Origin of the sequence: Piscinibacter sp. (assembly GCF_047600445.1) — a bacterium.
Classification (GTDB): domain Bacteria; phylum Pseudomonadota; class Gammaproteobacteria; order Burkholderiales; family Burkholderiaceae_C; genus Piscinibacter.
Map to the genome: position 1 here is coordinate 2,461,294 of NZ_JASGKT010000002.1, position 14,444 is coordinate 2,475,737.

10 protein-coding genes and 1 pseudogene are annotated in these 14,444 nt (G+C 74.7%); 3 read left to right on the top strand and 8 right to left on the bottom strand.

What is annotated here, in order from left to right; genetic code table 11:
• The 6 genes and pseudogenes from rlmH to QM792_RS15750 form a co-directional block, all read right to left on the bottom strand.
• The gene (gene rlmH / locus QM792_RS15725; protein WP_415151042.1) at positions 1-468 is read right to left on the bottom strand and encodes a 23S rRNA (pseudouridine(1915)-N(3))-methyltransferase RlmH; all 468 of its coding nucleotides are present in this window, start codon (positions 466-468) and stop codon (positions 1-3) included.
• 22 nt (positions 469-490) lie between these two features.
• Positions 491-1,030 (bottom strand): annotated as a pseudogene (gene rsfS, locus QM792_RS15730) (ribosome silencing factor); the annotation flags it as partial.
• Positions 1,031-1,044: 14 nt separating this feature from the next.
• Positions 1,045-1,635 (bottom strand): nicotinate-nucleotide adenylyltransferase, encoded by a 591-nt coding sequence (nadD, locus tag QM792_RS15735; protein WP_415151043.1) that lies wholly within the window; start codon positions 1,633-1,635, stop codon positions 1,045-1,047.
• The gene (gene hemF, locus QM792_RS15740; RefSeq protein WP_415151044.1) at positions 1,632-2,564 is read right to left on the bottom strand and encodes an oxygen-dependent coproporphyrinogen oxidase; all 933 of its coding nucleotides are present in this window, start codon (positions 2,562-2,564) and stop codon (positions 1,632-1,634) included. The genes nadD and hemF overlap by 4 nt, the downstream gene beginning before the upstream one ends.
• Before the next feature lie 13 nt (positions 2,565-2,577).
• Positions 2,578-3,858, bottom strand: coding sequence for a phosphoribosylamine--glycine ligase (gene purD, locus QM792_RS15745; RefSeq protein WP_415151045.1), 1,281 nt, complete (start codon positions 3,856-3,858; stop codon positions 2,578-2,580).
• Positions 3,855-4,580 (bottom strand): YebC/PmpR family DNA-binding transcriptional regulator, encoded by a 726-nt coding sequence (locus tag QM792_RS15750; RefSeq protein ID WP_415151046.1) that lies wholly within the window; start codon positions 4,578-4,580, stop codon positions 3,855-3,857. The genes purD and QM792_RS15750 overlap by 4 nt, the downstream gene beginning before the upstream one ends.
• Before the next feature lie 172 nt (positions 4,581-4,752).
• On the opposite strand from QM792_RS15750, the gene QM792_RS15755 reads away from it, so the two are divergent.
• Positions 4,753-6,939 carry a SulP family inorganic anion transporter gene (locus QM792_RS15755; protein ID WP_415151047.1) on the top strand — a complete coding sequence of 729 codons (2,187 nt, stop codon included), beginning with the start codon at positions 4,753-4,755 and terminating at the stop codon, positions 6,937-6,939.
• Between the two features lie 7 nt (positions 6,940-6,946).
• On the opposite strand, the gene QM792_RS15760 is transcribed toward QM792_RS15755, so the two are convergent.
• Positions 6,947-10,258, bottom strand: coding sequence for an ATP-binding protein (locus QM792_RS15760; protein WP_415151048.1), 3,312 nt, complete (start codon positions 10,256-10,258; stop codon positions 6,947-6,949).
• A 334-nt stretch (positions 10,259-10,592) separates the two neighbouring features.
• On the opposite strand from QM792_RS15760, the gene QM792_RS15765 reads away from it, so the two are divergent.
• Positions 10,593-12,155 (top strand): helicase HerA-like C-terminal domain-containing protein, encoded by a 1,563-nt coding sequence (locus tag QM792_RS15765; RefSeq protein WP_415151049.1) that lies wholly within the window; start codon positions 10,593-10,595, stop codon positions 12,153-12,155.
• A 3-nt stretch (positions 12,156-12,158) separates the two neighbouring features.
• On the opposite strand, the gene QM792_RS15770 is transcribed toward QM792_RS15765, so the two are convergent.
• Positions 12,159-13,838, bottom strand: coding sequence for a M14 family metallocarboxypeptidase (locus QM792_RS15770; RefSeq protein ID WP_415151050.1), 1,680 nt, complete (start codon positions 13,836-13,838; stop codon positions 12,159-12,161).
• 106 nt (positions 13,839-13,944) lie between these two features.
• Here QM792_RS15770 and QM792_RS15775 point away from each other — a divergent pair, with 106 nt between their 5' ends.
• Complete coding sequence (locus tag QM792_RS15775; protein ID WP_415151051.1) at positions 13,945-14,424, top strand: DUF1499 domain-containing protein; 480 nt, start codon at positions 13,945-13,947, stop codon at positions 14,422-14,424.
• The last annotated feature ends 20 nt before the right edge of the window (positions 14,425-14,444 follow it).

A 14,444-nucleotide genomic window follows, 5' to 3' on the forward strand; every position in this document is an offset into this window, starting at 1 on the left:
TCATTCCCGGTGGTAGGGATGGTTCACCGTCAGCGTCCAGGCGCGGTACAGCGCCTCGGCCAGCAGCACGCGCACGAAGGCGTGCGGCAGCGTCAGGTCGGACAGGCGCAGCGTCTCGTCGGCCCCGGCCTTGAGCTCGGCGTGCAGGCCGTCGGGGCCGCCGATGAAGAGGGCCACGTCGCGGCCGTCGCGCTGCCAGGCCTGCATCCGCTGCGCGAGCTGCGCGGTGCTGACGCGCTCGCCGCGTTCGTCGAGCACCACGCGGCGCGCGCCTTTCGGCGCGGCGGCGTCGAGGCGCGCGGCCTCGGCGGCCATCAACTGCTCAGGCGTCTTCGAGCCGCGCGGCTCGGCCTTCACGGCTTTCAGCTCCAGCCGCATCTCGGGCGGGAAGCGCTTGGCGAAGTCCTCGTAAGCCGCCTCGGCCCAGGCCGGCTGGCGCTGGCCGACGGCGGCGAGCACCAGCCTCATGGAGCGCGGTTCACTTGCGGCCGGCGGCGGCCTTCTTGGCCGGGGCCTTCTTCGCCGCCGTGGTCTTCTTCGCGGGCGCCTTCTTCGCGGCGACCTTCTTCGCGGGCGCGGTCTTCTTGGCCGGCGCGGTCTTCTTCGCCGCCGCCTTCTTCGCCGGCGCGGCTTTTTTGGCCGGCGCGGCAGGCTCTTCCGACGCCTTCACCAGCCGGGCCGGCCTGGCGTCGGTCTTGAGCTTGACCGGCTTGCCGCCCCAGATCTCCTCGAGGCGGTAGTAGTCGCGGATCGCCGGCTGCATCACGTGCACCACCGCGGCGCCGCAGTCGACGATGATCCATTCGCCGTTTTCCTCGCCCTCGGTGCGCGGCAGCGGGAAGCCCTTGCCCTTGACCGCGTCGCGCACGCTCGAGGCCAGCGCCTTGGTCTGCCGGTTGCTCGTGCCCGAGGCGACGATCACGCGCTCGAACAGCGGCGAGAGCTGTTCGGTGTTGAAGACGACGACGTTCTGGGCCTTCACGTCTTCGAGACCATCGACGATGGCGCGTTGCAGCTTGCGGATGTCCAGGGTGGGCTCCTCGGTCAGCGGTAGAGATGGTGCGCTTCAATATATCGCGCGACGCCGGCAGGCACCAGCGCGGCTATGTCCTGCCCCGCGGCGACGCGCGCGCGGATGTCGGTGGAGGCGATGTCCAGCATCGGCAGCGGCACGAGGCGCTGCGCGGCGGCCTTCACCTCGGCATGCGGCTCGGCGCTCACGCCGGGGCGGTTGGCGACGGCCAGCGTCACGCGCGCGAGCAGTTCGCGCCAGTCGCGCCAGGTGTGCAGGTTGGTGTACTGGTCCTGCCCGATCAGCAGGAACCATTCATGGCCCGGCCGCGCCGCCTGCAGCTCGCGCACGGTGTCCAGCGTGAAGCTCGGGCCGCGGCGCCGGATCTCGCAGCGCTCCAGCACGAAGCGCGGTTCGCCTTCGATGGCCAGGCGCACCATCGCCTCGCGCTGCGCGGCCGGCGTGACGCGGCGCGCCTTCTGCCACGGCTCGCCGGCCGGGATCCAGCGCAGTTCATCGAGCGCGAGTTCTTCGAGCGCCAGCGAAGCGAGCGCGACGTGGGCGTTGTGCGGCGGATCGAACGTCCCGCCAAACAGACCGATGCGGCGCGGCGCGCCGCTCACGCCGGCTTCCACTCCGCCCACTCACGCGGCCGCAGGAAGTCGCCGTACAGCTTCGCTTCCGGCGTGCCTTCGGCGGGATGCCAGTCGTAGCGCCACTTCACGAGCGGCGGCATCGACATCAGGATGCTCTCGGTGCGCCCGCCCGATTGCAGGCCGAACAGCGTGCCGCGGTCGAACACGAGGTTGAACTCGACGTAGCGCCCGCGCCGGTAGGCCTGGAAGTCGCGCTCGCGCTCGCCGTAGGGCGTGTCGCGGCGGCGCCGCACGATCGGCAGGTAGGCGTCGAGAAAGGCGTCGCCCACCGCGCGCGTCATCGCGAAGCTGCGCTCGAAGCCGAGTTCGGCGAAGTCGTCGAAGAACACGCCACCGACGCCGCGCGGCTCGTTGCGGTGCTTGAGGAAGAAGTACTCGTCGCACCAGGTCTTGAAGCGCGGATACAGGCCGGCGCCGAACGGCGCCAGCGCGTCGCGGCAGGTGCGGTGGAAGTGCGCGGCGTCTTCCTCGACGCCGTAGTAGGGCGTCAGGTCCATGCCGCCGCCGAACCAGGCCACCGGCGCGCGCCCGGCCGGCAGCGCGGCGAACATGCGCACGTTCATGTGCACCGTGGGCACGTGCGGGTTGCGCGGGTGGAACACCAGCGAGACGCCCAGCGCCTCGAAAGGCGCGCCGGCCAGTTCGGGCCGGTGCGCGGTGGCCGAGGGCGGCATCGCCGCGCCCTTGACGTGGCTGAAGTTGCAGCCGCCGCGTTCGAGCAGATGGCCCTCTTCCACCAGGCGCGACAGGCCGTCGCCTTCGAGCCGGCCGCCGGCCGGGCGCGTCCAGCCGTCGCTGACGAAGGGCTTGCCGTCCTCGGCCTGCATGGTCGTGACGATGCGGTCCTGCAGGCCGCGCAGGTAGGCGCGCACGGCGGCGATGTCGAGATCGTTCATGGGCAGGCGGCCCTCAGCGCTTGATCGCGCGGTGGCCGATGTCGCTGCGGTACTGCGCGCCGTCGAAGCGGATCGGGTTGAGCATCTCGTAGGCGCGCGCCTGCGCCTGCTTGACCGAGTCGCCCAGCGCGGTGACGCACAGCACGCGCCCGCCGCTGGCGCGCAGTTGCCCGCCGTCCAGCGCGGTGCCGGCGTGGAAGACCATCGCGTCGCCGGCTTCGGCGGGAATGCCGGTGATCACGTCGCCCTTGCGCGGCGCGAGCGGATAGCCGTGCGCGGCCATCACCACGCCGAGCGCGACGCGGCGGTCCCACTCCAGCTCGATCTGGTCGAGCGTGCCGGCCGTGGCGTGCATCAGCAGGTCGAACAGGTCGCTCTTCAGGCGCATCATGATGGGCTGCGTCTCGGGGTCGCCCATGCGGCAGTTGAACTCCACCGTGCGCGGCTGGCCCTTCGCGTCGATCATCAGCCCGGCGTAGAGGAAGCCGGTGAAGGGCGTGCCGTCGGCCGCCATGCCGGCCAGCGTGGGGCCGATGATCTCGCGCATCACGCGCGCATGCACCTCGGGCGTGACCACCGGCGCCGGCGAGTAGGCGCCCATGCCGCCGGTGTTGGGGCCCTGGTCGTGGTCGAGCAGGCGCTTGTGGTCCTGGCTGGTGGCCAGCGGCACCACGTGGCGGCCGTCGGCCACGACGATGAAGCTGGCCTCCTCGCCGTCGAGGAACTCCTCGATCACGACGCGCGCGCCGCCCTGGTTGTGCTGCACGCCCAGCTTGTCGTCGAGCAGCATCCAGTCGATGGCCTGGTGCGCCTCGGCCGGCGTCGCGGCCACCACCACGCCCTTGCCGGCGGCCAGGCCGTCGGCCTTGATCACGATGGGCGCGCCCTTCGCGTCCACGTGGGCGTGCGCCGCCGCGGCGTCGGAGAAGGTCTCGTAGGCCGCGGTCGGGATGCCGTGGCGCTTCATGAATTCCTTGGCGAAGGCCTTGGAGCTTTCGAGCTGCGCCGCCGCTTTTGTCGGCCCGAAGATGCGCAGCCCGCGCGCGCGGAAGGTGTCGACCACGCCGGCGGCCAGCGGCGCCTCGGGGCCGACCACGGTCAGCGCGATCTTCTCGGCGGCGGCGAAGTCGGCCAGCGCGTCCGGCTCGGTGATCGCCACGTTGTGCAGGCGCCGGTCGAGCGCGGTGCCGCCGTTGCCGGGCGCGACGTAGACCGTCTGCACCTTGGGCGAGCGCACCAGCGTCCAGGCCAGCGCATGCTCGCGGCCGCCGCCGCCGATCACCAGGACTTTCATTCTTCGATTTCTGCGTTGTGATAGACGTCCTGCACGTCGTCGAGGTCCTCGATGACGTCGAGCAGCCTGCGCATGCGCTGCGCGTCCTCGCCCGTCAGCGCGACGGTGTTCTCGGCGCGCATCGTCACCTCGGCGAGTTCGGGCCTCAGGCCGGCGGCCTCGAGCGCGTTCTTCACCGCCTCGAAGTCGGCCGGCGCGCTCAGCACCTCGATGGCGCCGTCGTCGTCGCCGATCACGTCCTCGGCGCCGGCTTCCAGCGCCAGCTCCATCACCTTGTCCTCATCGGTGCCGGGCGCGAACACGAGCTGGCCGCAGTGCTTGAACTGGAAGGCCACCGAACCCTCGGTGCCGAGGTTGCCGCCGTGCTTGCTGAAGGCGTGGCGCACCTCGGCCACGGTGCGCACGCGGTTGTCGGTCATGCAGTCGACGATGATGGCCGCGCCGCCGATGCCGTAGCCCTCGTAGCGGATCTCCTCGTACTGCACGCCTTCGAGGTTGCCGGTCGCCTTGTCGATGTTGCGCTTGACGGTGTCGGCCGGCAGGTTGACGGCCTTGGCCTTGTCGATGGCCAGTCGCAGCCGCGGGTTGGCGGCCGGGTCACCGCCGCCCTGGCGCGCCGCGACCATGATCTCGCGGATCACGCGCGTCCAGGCCTTGCCGCGCTTCTCGTCCTGGCGGCCTTTGCGGTGTTGGATGTTGGCCCATTTGGAATGTCCGGCCATGGTGTCGGGTGCTCCTGGCCGCGCCGTGGCGCGGTGATGACGCGTCGGCCTCTGGCGGCGAGCGCGGGGGAAAACGGTGCGGGATTTTACCGGGGGCCGGGCAGCGCACCCGGGCGGGCGGATGGTGGACACTGGCGGCCACCCGCCGTCCGCGGCGCGCCGCACACCGCCGATGTCCGCCACCCTCCCCGCAACCGCCGCCGTCGCGGCGCCGTCCTGGTGGCGCGAAACGATGGCCGGCAGCGTCGGCTCGATCGCCGTGCTGGCGATGGTGATGACGCTGGGCGTGCTGGCGCTGGCGCCGCTGGGCGCCGCCGGCGTGCCGGCCGGCTTGCAGGCCGGCCTGGTCACGGCGGCGCTGGGCGGCCTGGTCTACGCCCTGCTCGGGCGCAGCGTGCTGCCGGCGGCCGGCCCCAGTTCGGCGACCGCGCTGCTGCTGGCCTCGCTGATCCTGACGCTGCGCGCCGATCCGGCGCTGGCCGGCGACGCCGGCGTGCCGGCCGTGCTGGCGCTGTGCGGGCTGGCGCTGGCCGCGTCGGGCGTGCTGCAGATGCTGTTCGGCGTGCTCGGGCTGGCGCGGCTGGCCTCTTACGTGCCGCGCCCGGTGCTGGCCGGTTTCATGAACGGCGTGGCGCTGCAAGTGGTGCTGGCCCAGGCGCCGCTGCTGCTGGGTCGGCCCCTGGGCGGCGGCGTCGGTGCGGCCCAGCCGCTGGCGGCGCTGCTGGGCCTGGCCGCCGCCGCGCTGATGCTGGGCCTGGCGTGGCGCTGGCCGCGCCTGCCGGCGGCGCTGCTGGTGTTGCTGGCCGGCACCGCGCTGCACCAGGCCGTGGTGCACGCGCTGCCGGCCGCCGCGCCGCTGCTGGGCGGGCAGGTGGGCGCGCTGCCGGCGCCGACGCTGGCGCCCAGCGGCGCGCTGGCCCTGCTGGCGGACGCCGGAACCGTGCTGCCGCTGCTGCACGCGCACGCCGCGCCGCTGCTGCTGTGCGCGCTGCTGCTGGCCGGCGTCGGCGCGCTGGAGACGACGATGAACGCGCTGACGCTGGACCGCCAGTGCGGCACGCGCCACGACCCCAGCCGCGAACTGGTGGCGATGGGCGCCACCAACCTCGTGCTCGGGCTGGTCGGCGGCGTGCCGGCGACGATGAACCGCACCCGCGCCACCAGCGTGCGCGTGGCCGGCGGCCAGGGCTGGCGCGCGCTGGCGGCCGGTTCGGTGGTGCTGGGGCTGCTGGTCGTGGCCGGCCGCGAGGCGCTGGCCTGGCTGTCGCTGCCGGTGATGGCCGGGCTGATGCTGGCGGTGGCGTGGTCGCTGGTCGACCGCTGGAGCCTGCAACTGCTGCGCCGCCGCGGCGCCGGCGCCGCCGACACCGGCGTCACCGCCAACCTGCTGCTCGTGACGGCGGTGATGCTGGCCACGCTGTTCTTCGGGCTGGGCGCCGGCGTGGCGCTGGGGGCGCTGCTGTCGCTGCTGATCTTCGTCGTGCGGCTGAACCGCTCGCTGATCCGCGCGCGCTACACCGCCGCCGAGCAGCCGTCGCGGCGCATCCGCATGCCGGCAGTGGAGGCGGCGCTGCGGCCGCTGCGCCAGCGCGTGCGCGTCGTCGAGTTGGAAGGCGCGCTCTTCTTCGGCAGCGGCGAACGCCTGCTGGCCGAGGCCGACGCGCTGCCGCGCGGCAGCGTGGCGCTGCTGCTCGACGGCTCGCGGCTGACCACCATCGACGAGACCGGCGTGCAGTTGCTGCACGACCTGCACCAGCGCCTGGCGGCGCAGGGCGTGCAGTTGCAGGTGGCCGGCCTGCGGCCCGCGCTGGCCGCGCTGCTGGCCGAGCTGCCGGCGCAGGTGAGCCCCGACCTCGACCGCGCGCTGGAAGCGGCCGAAGACCGCCTGCTCGGCGGCCTGGCGCTGCACGGCGGCGCCGTGGCGCTGGAGGACACGCCGCTGCTGCAAGGCCTGCCGGCCGACGGGATCGGCGCCGTGCGGCGCCGCCTCCACACCCTGCGGCTGTCCGCCGGCGAGCGGCTGTTCGAGGAAGGCGACGACGGCGACCGCCTGTACCTGCTGCTGTCCGGCTCGGTCAGCGTGCTCAGCCGCACGGGGGCCGACGGCCGCAGCCGGCGCTACCTGAGCATCTCGCCGGGCATGCTGCTCGGCGAGACCGCGCTGCTCGACGGCGGCGGCCGCACCGCCGGCGCGGTGGCCGACACCGAGGCCGAGCTGGTGGCGCTGGACGGCGCCGCGCTGGCGGCGCTGGAGCGCGAGCATCCGGCGCTGGCGGCGCGGCTGTACCGCCGCATCGCCGTTCACCTGTCGCAGCGCCTGCGCGCCGCGGCGACGACCTGGCGCGACGTGGCCGATTGAGGCCTGCTCAGCGCGGCGCCGCGGCCAGGATGTCGCGGTAGGCCGGCACCGCCCGCAGCATCGCCTCGCCGTCGCCGCCGTCGGCCTGCAAGGCCGCGGCCAGGGCGCGCACCTCGTCGCGCAGCGCGGCGGCCAGCGGCGCGGCGCGCGCGTCGTCCAGCGCCATCAACACCTCGCAGCAGGCCCAGCGCACGTCGACCGCGTGCCAGGGCTCCTCGAATTCGACGCCGCGCACCAGCGCGGCCAGCACGCGCTCGACGGCGGCGCGGGCCGCCGCCGCGTCGCCGAGCCGCAGATCGACCCGCGCCCCTTGGGCCGCCAGCAGCAGCGCATGGGCATTGCCGGGCACCAGCTCCTCGAACAAGGCCTCGCCCTGCGCCAGCGCCTGCCGGGCCTGTGCCAGATCGCCCAGCGCATGGCAGGCCAGCCCGAGATGCTGCAGGGCGGTCGCGGCGCTCCAGCGCTCGCCGGCCTCCTCGGCGATGCGCAGGCCTTCGCGGGCCGCGTCCGCGGCCTGCCCGGCGCGGCCCAGGGTCAGCGCCGTCTCGCTTTGCTTGACCAGCGCATGCCCGACGCGCGGCGTGGCGCCGAGTTCGCCCGCCAGCTCGGCGAAGCGCAGCGCATGCGCATGGGCCTGCTCGATCCGGCCGATGCGCAGGTTGACCATCGCCAGGTAGTCGAGCACGCCGATCAGCAGCCGCTTGATGCCGCCGGCCTCGGCATGCCGGCGCGCTTCTTCGAGCAGGTGCAGCGCGCGCATCATGCAGCCGGCGCGCAGCTCGACGATGCCGGCCATCAGGTGCAGCTTGAGGGCCTGCTCCGGGTCGGCGTGGCGCACGCGCTCGGCATGCCCGGCGCCCAGGCGCAGGTGCTCCCGCGCGCGCTCGTGCTCGCCGCGCAGGCCGTGCAGCCAGCACAGTTCGGCGTGCGCGAGCGCCGCATCGCCGTCGGCGGCGGCGCCGGCCTCGGCCGCCAGCGCGACGGCGCGCATGGCCCAGGTGCGGGCGGCGTCGTAGTCGCCGGTGCGGTCGGCCAGCAACGCGGACGAAACGGCATGGCGCGCCTGGGCCGCCGGGTCGGGATGGCTCGCCAGCCACCGCGCCAGTTCGTCCAATGCGCGCCGCTGCAGCACACGCTCGCCGACCAGATCGGCCACCTCGCGCAGCCCCTGCAGCAGCCGCGTGCGGCGCGCCGGCTCGGCCTGCGGCAGCAGCGCGTGCTGGGCCAGCGCGCGTTCGAGGCAGTCGATCGCCAGGCGGTTGGCAAAACGCCGCTGCGCCTCGCGGGCGGCGCGCTCGTAGCAGTCCAGCGCCAGTGCGGCGTCGCCGGCGCGCTCGGCGTGTTCGCCGGCCACGGCCAGGAACTCGGGCGCGCGCTGCGCGGTGCGCTGCAACAGCCAGCGCGCCACCGCCGCATGGCCGTCGCGCCGCACCGCGCGCGGCACGGTGTCGTAGGTCACCTGGTGCAGCAGGTGGTGGTCGAAGCGGTGCCCGGTGGTGTCGGCGAAGGCCGAGGGCTCGGCATGCACCCAGCGCCGCCGCTCCAGTTCGCCCAGCACCGGCGGCGCGTCGGCGTCGACCTCGGCCAGCGCCGCGGCCCAGAACACCGGGCCGACGACGCTGGCCGCGCGCGCGGCCCGGCGCGCCGGCGCCGGCAGCGCGTCCAGCCGCGCCTGCAGCAGGCCGACCAGCGTGGTGGGCACTTGCAGGGATTGCAGCCGCGCTTCGTCGACGCGCCACTGCCCGCCGTGGCCCTGCAGCACGCCGTCGTCGCGCAGCCGGCGCCACAGCTCTTCCATGTAGTACGGGTTGCCGTCGGCGCGCTCGACCAGCACCTGCGCCAGCGCCGCCGGCGGCTGCTCGACGCCGGCCAGCAGCGCCTGGGCCAGCGCGCGGCCGGCGGCGCCGTCCAGCGCGGGCAGGCTCAGCAGCAGCCCGGCCGGCCAGGCCCGGCCGCGTTCGAGCAGCGCCGGGCGGGCGTTGGCCCACAGCGGCGGCCACGGCCCGGGCCCGGCCACGAGGCCGAGCACCCAGTCCAGCGAGGCGTCGTCGGCCCAGTGCAGGTCTTCCAGCACCAGCAGCGCGGGCGGCTGCGCCGGCGTGCCCAGCAGCCAGCGCCGCAGCCCGGCCAGCGCGCGGTCGTGGCGGGCGCGCGCGTCCAGGCCGTGCAGCGCCGGCACGTCGCTGAAATCGAGGCCGATCAACTGGCCCACCAGCGCCGCCTGCAACTCGCCGTCGCGGCCCCAGCCGGGCGCCATGCGCGTGATGAAGCGCTCGCGCGCCAGTGCCGCCGGGTCGTCGTCGGAGACGCCGCAGCAGCCCATCAGCAACTGCCGCAGCAGCCCCCAGGCTTGCAGCCGCTCGCCCGGTTGCGCGCGCGCCTGCAGCACGCGGCGGCCGTCCAGCAGCCCCTGCGCGCGCGCCGCGGCCAGCGCCTCGCCGAGCAGCCGGCTCTTGCCGAGGCCGGCCTCGGCCAGCAGCAGCAGCGCCGGCGGCGCCGACGCGGCTTCACCCGGCGCGCGCAGCACGCCGAGCAGGCGGTCCAGCTCGGCCGCGCGGCCGATCAGCGGCGTGGCCGGCGCCTGCGCCGCGTCGTCGGCGGCGCGGCCGCGCCAGGCGGTGACCAGCACCGTCTGCAAGGATTCGTCCACGCCCTTGACCGCGAGCGGCGGCTGCGGCTCGCCGGCGAAGCGGCCGCGCACGTGCGCCCAGGTCTCGGCGCTGACGCGAAAACCGTCCGGCGGCGCGCTCTGCTCCATGCGGGCGGCCACGTGCACCGCCTCGCCGCTGACGGTGTCGGCGTCCTCGACGCCGGTGCCCAGCGCCACGCTGCCGGTGTGCGCGCCGACGCGCAGCGCGAAGCCGTCGAGGCCGTGCTCGGCGCGCAGGCGCCCGGCCGCCGCGCGGCCGCGGTCGAGCATGTCCAGCCCGGCGCGCAGCGCGTGCTCGGCATCGTCTTCGTGCACGCGGTCGCAGCCGAAGCCGGCCTTCAGCCCGTCGCCGGTGTAGCGCAGCACGCGGCCGCCGTGGCGGCGCACGCAGTCGGCGGCCTGCTGCAGCACCTCGCCGACGATCAGCAGCGTGTCCTCGGCGCCGAGCCGGTGCGCCAGCGCGGTCGATCCGACGATGTCGACGAACAGGATGGTCACCAGCCGCAACTGCAGCCCGCCCTGGCCCTGGCGCGCGGCGAGCTGGCGGCGCAGCGGTTGCAGCGCCGTTTCCACCACCGCGTCGCCGAGCGTGCCGCGCTGCGCCTCCAGCAGCGCGATCGCCGCCTCCAGCGCGGCCGGCGTGGTGTCGGAGGGTGGATCTGCGGCCATGGGCTGCGCGCATCGTACGCCAGGGCCTAGGGCCTGTTCACCCTACGGATGCCAGACGCGTTGCCACGACAAAGCCCGCGAGCAAGGCGCAAAGCGCAGCCCAGGCTGGACGCCTGGGCAAGGTTTGCAACGCCGCGCGCGGGCTTTGTCGGGGCAACCCGCAGGGAACGGGCCTGGCAGGGCGCACGGCGGCGTTGCGCTCCTAGCCAAGCCGTCCAGGCTTGGCGTCGTCGCGCGCCTTGCCCTGCGCCCTGCCAGGCTCGTTCGCACTGGCATCCGTAGGGTGAACAGGCCCTAGACTCCGGTGCATCGCTCGCGCCACCCGAAAGCCGCCATGTCCGACCCCCTCCTGATCGCCCAGCACGGCGACCTCACCTGCCAACTGCTGCCGGCCCTGGCCAACCGCCACGGCCTGATCACCGGCGCCACCGGCACCGGCAAGACCATCACGCTGCAGAAGCTGGCCGAGAGCTTCTCGACCATCGGCGTGCCGGTGTTCATGGCCGACGTCAAGGGCGACCTGACCGGCATCACGCAGAAGGGCTCGCTCTCGCCCAAGCTGGCCGCCGTGATCAAGGAACGCGGCCTGCCCGAGCCTCGGCCGCTGGTCTGCCCGGCGACGCTGTGGGACGTGTTCGGCGAGCAGGGCCACCCGGTGCGCGCCACGGTCTCCGACATGGGCCCGCTGCTGCTGTCGCGCATGCTGGCGCTCAACGAGACGCAGCAGGGCGTGCTGACGCTGGTGTTCAAGATCGCCGACGACCACGGCCTCGCGCTGCTCGACCTGAAAGACCTGCGCGCGATGCTGCAGTACGTGGCCGACAACGCCAGCCAGTTCCAGACCGAGTACGGCAACGTCAGCGCGGCCAGCGTCGGCGCGATCCAGCGCGGCCTGCTGCAGATCGACGAGCAGGGCGGCGACAGGTTCTTCGGCGAGCCGATGCTGAACATCGCCGACTTCATGCAGTGCGAGCGCGGCATGGGCGTGGTCAACGTGCTCGCGGCCGACAAGCTGATGAACGCGCCGCAGCTCTACGCCACCTTCCTGCTGTGGATGCTGTCGGAGCTGTTCGAGCAGTTGCCCGAGGTGGGCGACCTCGACAAGCCCAAGCTGGTGTTCTTCTTCGACGAGGCGCACCTGCTGTTCAAGGACGCGCCGGCGGCGCTGATCCAGCGCATCGAGCTGGTGGTGCGCCTGGTGCGCTCGAAAGGCGTGGGTGTCTACTTCGTGACGCAGAACCCGCTGGACATCCCCGACACCGTGCTCGCCCAGCTCGGCAACCGCGTGCAGCACGCGCTGCGCGCCTTCACGCCGCGCGACCAGAAGGCGGTGAAGGCCGCCGCGACGACGATGCGCGCCAACCCGAAGCTCGACATCGAGACGGCGATCGGCGAGCTGGCGGTGGGCGAGGCGCTGGTCAGCTTCCTCGACGAGAAGGGCCGGCCCTGCGTGACCGAGCGTGTCTTCGTGATCCCGCCGGGCAGCCAGATCGGCCCGATCACGCCCGAACAGCGCAAGGCGCTGATCGCCGGCTCGCTGGTGGCCGGCGTCTACGAGAAGGCGGTGGACCGCGAATCGGCCTACGAGAAGCTCAAGGGCCGCGCCGCGCAGAGCGGCGACAACGCGCGCAGCATGGCCGACGAGGCGGACGCCGCCGCCAAGGGCGGCAAGCCGCTGCCCGGCCAGGCGCCCAAGCAGGCGCCGGACGGCGGCGGCGTGTTCGACGACCTGAAGGACGTGCTGTTCGGCTCGACCGGCCCGCGCGGCGGCAAGCGCGAGGGGCTGGCCGAGGCGGCGGCCAAGTCGGCGATGCGCAGCGTCGGCTCGACCGTCGGCCGCGAGATCATCCGCGGCGTGCTCGGCGGCATCTTCGGCGGCGGCAAGGGCCGCCGCTGAGCGTCAGGGCAGCGTGCCGAGGCGAAAGCCCGGCCGCGCCAGCACCCGCGCCACGCCGCGCGTGCCGGCGGCGATCAGCCCGCTCGCGGCGTAGCTGCCGGGCGCGTCGGGTTCCAGCGCCGCGCTCGCCAGGCCGGCCAGCGGCTGGTCCAGCGGCACGTACCAACTGCCCGGCGCCACGTCGAGCAGCGCCGGCAGCGTCTCCACCGGCGACGGCGCCGCGGCCTCGCGGTAGCTCTCGCCGCGCACCACGCCCTGCTCGTCGGCACGCTGCACGGTCAGCCCCAGGCCGCGCAGGCGCAGCGCGGCCTCGCGCTCGCCGGCCGCCAGCCAGTAGCCGCAGGGCCGGGGCCGCGCGCGCAGCGCGCGCAGTTGCAGCGCCGAGTCCCAGGCCACGCCCAGCGCCACGTCGGCGCCGCTGGCCGGGTCGATCAGCCTGAGCTGGTACTCGCTCGGCGTCTCGGCGGCCTCGACCACCAGCTCGCCGCCGCAGGCGCGCGAGGCGGTCTCCGTCTCGACGAAGCGGCGCAGCTTGACCAGGTCGTCCGCGCGCGCCGCGGCGCTGGCGAGGATGCTGCCCATCGCCACCACCTGCGTGTGCACGCGCCGCGCCAGGTGCGTGCGGCCGAGGTCGCTGCCGCGCGACTCGACCAGCAGCGCCACCGCATGGCGCAGCCCGGCGGCGTTGCGCGCGGTGTCGGGCAGCGGCGCGCCCATCGCGACGCGGCGCGGCTCGGGCGGCGCGCCCAGCGTGTGGTACCAGTCGCTGCTCAGCCCTTCCTTCTGGAGCCGCTCGAGCAGCGGCCGGCGGAACCACTCCTCGGCGGCGCGGCCGACGTACTCGTGCACGCCCGCCGCCATCGCGTACTGCAGCAGCGCATCGGCACGCGCCACGGCGCCGAAGCGTTCGAGGTAGGGCTGCACCGCCGCGTACTCGTGCGCGTCGGCCACCACCGCCGGCGCGTAGTCGCGCATCAGCCCGGCGATCGCCTGCGCCTCGGGCGTGCGCAGCAGCAGGTGGTCGCGGTTCAGGTCGATGCCGCTGGCGGTGGCGCGCTGGCCGGCCTGCGCGCCGTCGGGGTTGGCGCGCGGCAGCACGATCACGTCGATGCGCTCCAGCAGCGGCGCCAGCGTGCCCTGCGCGAGCGAACGCGCCACCACCAGCAGCGCCTCGGCGCCGGCGGGCTCGTCGCCGTGCTGCTGGCCGATCAGCAGCACCGCGGCGCGGCCGGAGGCGCGCAGCGCGGCGGGCGCGACGTCGGCCTGGCGCGACAGCAGCAGCGCCTCGATCGGCGCGCCGGTCTGCGAGACGCCGGCCGCCAGCAACTGGGCGCGCACGCCCACCCCCTTGGCGTCGCGCACGATGGCGCGCAACTGCGTCTGCAATTCGGCGTTGCTGGTGAAGGCCGTGCGGCCCGGCTCGAAGGCCGGCGTGGCGTAGCGCACGGCGGGCTCGGGGAAACGCGCCATCACCGCGGCGCCGTAGGGCGCGGCGGGCTGCGGCGCGGATGCCGGCGCGGCGACGCTCGGGGCGGGCGCCGGCGCGGGCGGCTGCACCGGCGGCGGCGCCGGCACCGCCGCAGCCGCAGGACGCACCTGGGGCGCCGGCGGGGCCGGCGGCGGCACGCTGGCGCAGGCGCCCAGCAAGGCAGTGAGCAGCGCGGCGAGCGAGAGTCGTTGCATGGCGTGCGCGGGGCCGGTGGCGAGACGGGCCACTATAGCGAGGCGCCCGGCGCGCGGGCCATTCGCAGCGCTGCGCCAGTGCGCAACATGCGCACAATCGGCCATCGTGCTCCAGACCCTGTTTCTCGTCCTCCTGCTGCTGGCCGTCGTCGTGTCGCTCGGGGCGAAGTTCGGCCTGTTCGCCGGCCGCACGCCGGCCGACCTGGGCACGCACGACGGCCGCCTCAAGCCGCCGTCGATGCGGCCCAACGGCGTCAGCAGCCAGGCCGGGCTCTACCCCGACCATCCGCAGCGCGCTTATGCGCAGATCGAGCCGCTGCCGCTGCGCGGCGGCGGGCCGCAGACGCTGGAGCGGCTGCGCCGCATCGTCGCGGCCATGCCCGGCGCCCGGGTGGCGCGCAGCGATCCGGGCTACCTGCACGTGCTGTTCGTCTCGCGCTGGATGGGCTTCGTCGACGATGCCGAGTTCTGGTTCGATCCGCGCGCCGGCGTGATCCAGGTGCGCTCGGCCTCGCGCCTGGGCCGCAGCGACGGCGGCGCCAACCGCGCGCGCATCGAGCAGATCCGCGCGCGGCTGGCGGCCTGAGGGCGCCGTTTCGCGCCGGC

Bases quoted from the DNA above. Each gene is read 5' to 3' on its own strand.
- QM792_RS15755 (WP_415151047.1), top strand. From the start codon at position 4,753: ATGTCCGCCACCCTCCCCGCAACCGCCGCCGTCGCGGCGCCGTCCTGG.
- QM792_RS15760 (WP_415151048.1), bottom strand. From the start codon at position 10,258: ATGGCCGCAGATCCACCCTCCGACACCACGCCGGCCGCGCTGGAGGCG.
- QM792_RS15750 (WP_415151046.1), bottom strand. From the start codon at position 4,580: ATGGCCGGACATTCCAAATGGGCCAACATCCAACACCGCAAAGGCCGC.
- rlmH (WP_415151042.1), bottom strand. From the start codon at position 468: ATGAGGCTGGTGCTCGCCGCCGTCGGCCAGCGCCAGCCGGCCTGGGCC.
- purD (WP_415151045.1), bottom strand. From the start codon at position 3,858: ATGAAAGTCCTGGTGATCGGCGGCGGCGGCCGCGAGCATGCGCTGGCC.
- QM792_RS15770 (WP_415151050.1), bottom strand. From the start codon at position 13,838: ATGCAACGACTCTCGCTCGCCGCGCTGCTCACTGCCTTGCTGGGCGCC.
- hemF (WP_415151044.1), bottom strand. From the start codon at position 2,564: ATGAACGATCTCGACATCGCCGCCGTGCGCGCCTACCTGCGCGGCCTG.
- QM792_RS15765 (WP_415151049.1), top strand. From the start codon at position 10,593: ATGTCCGACCCCCTCCTGATCGCCCAGCACGGCGACCTCACCTGCCAA.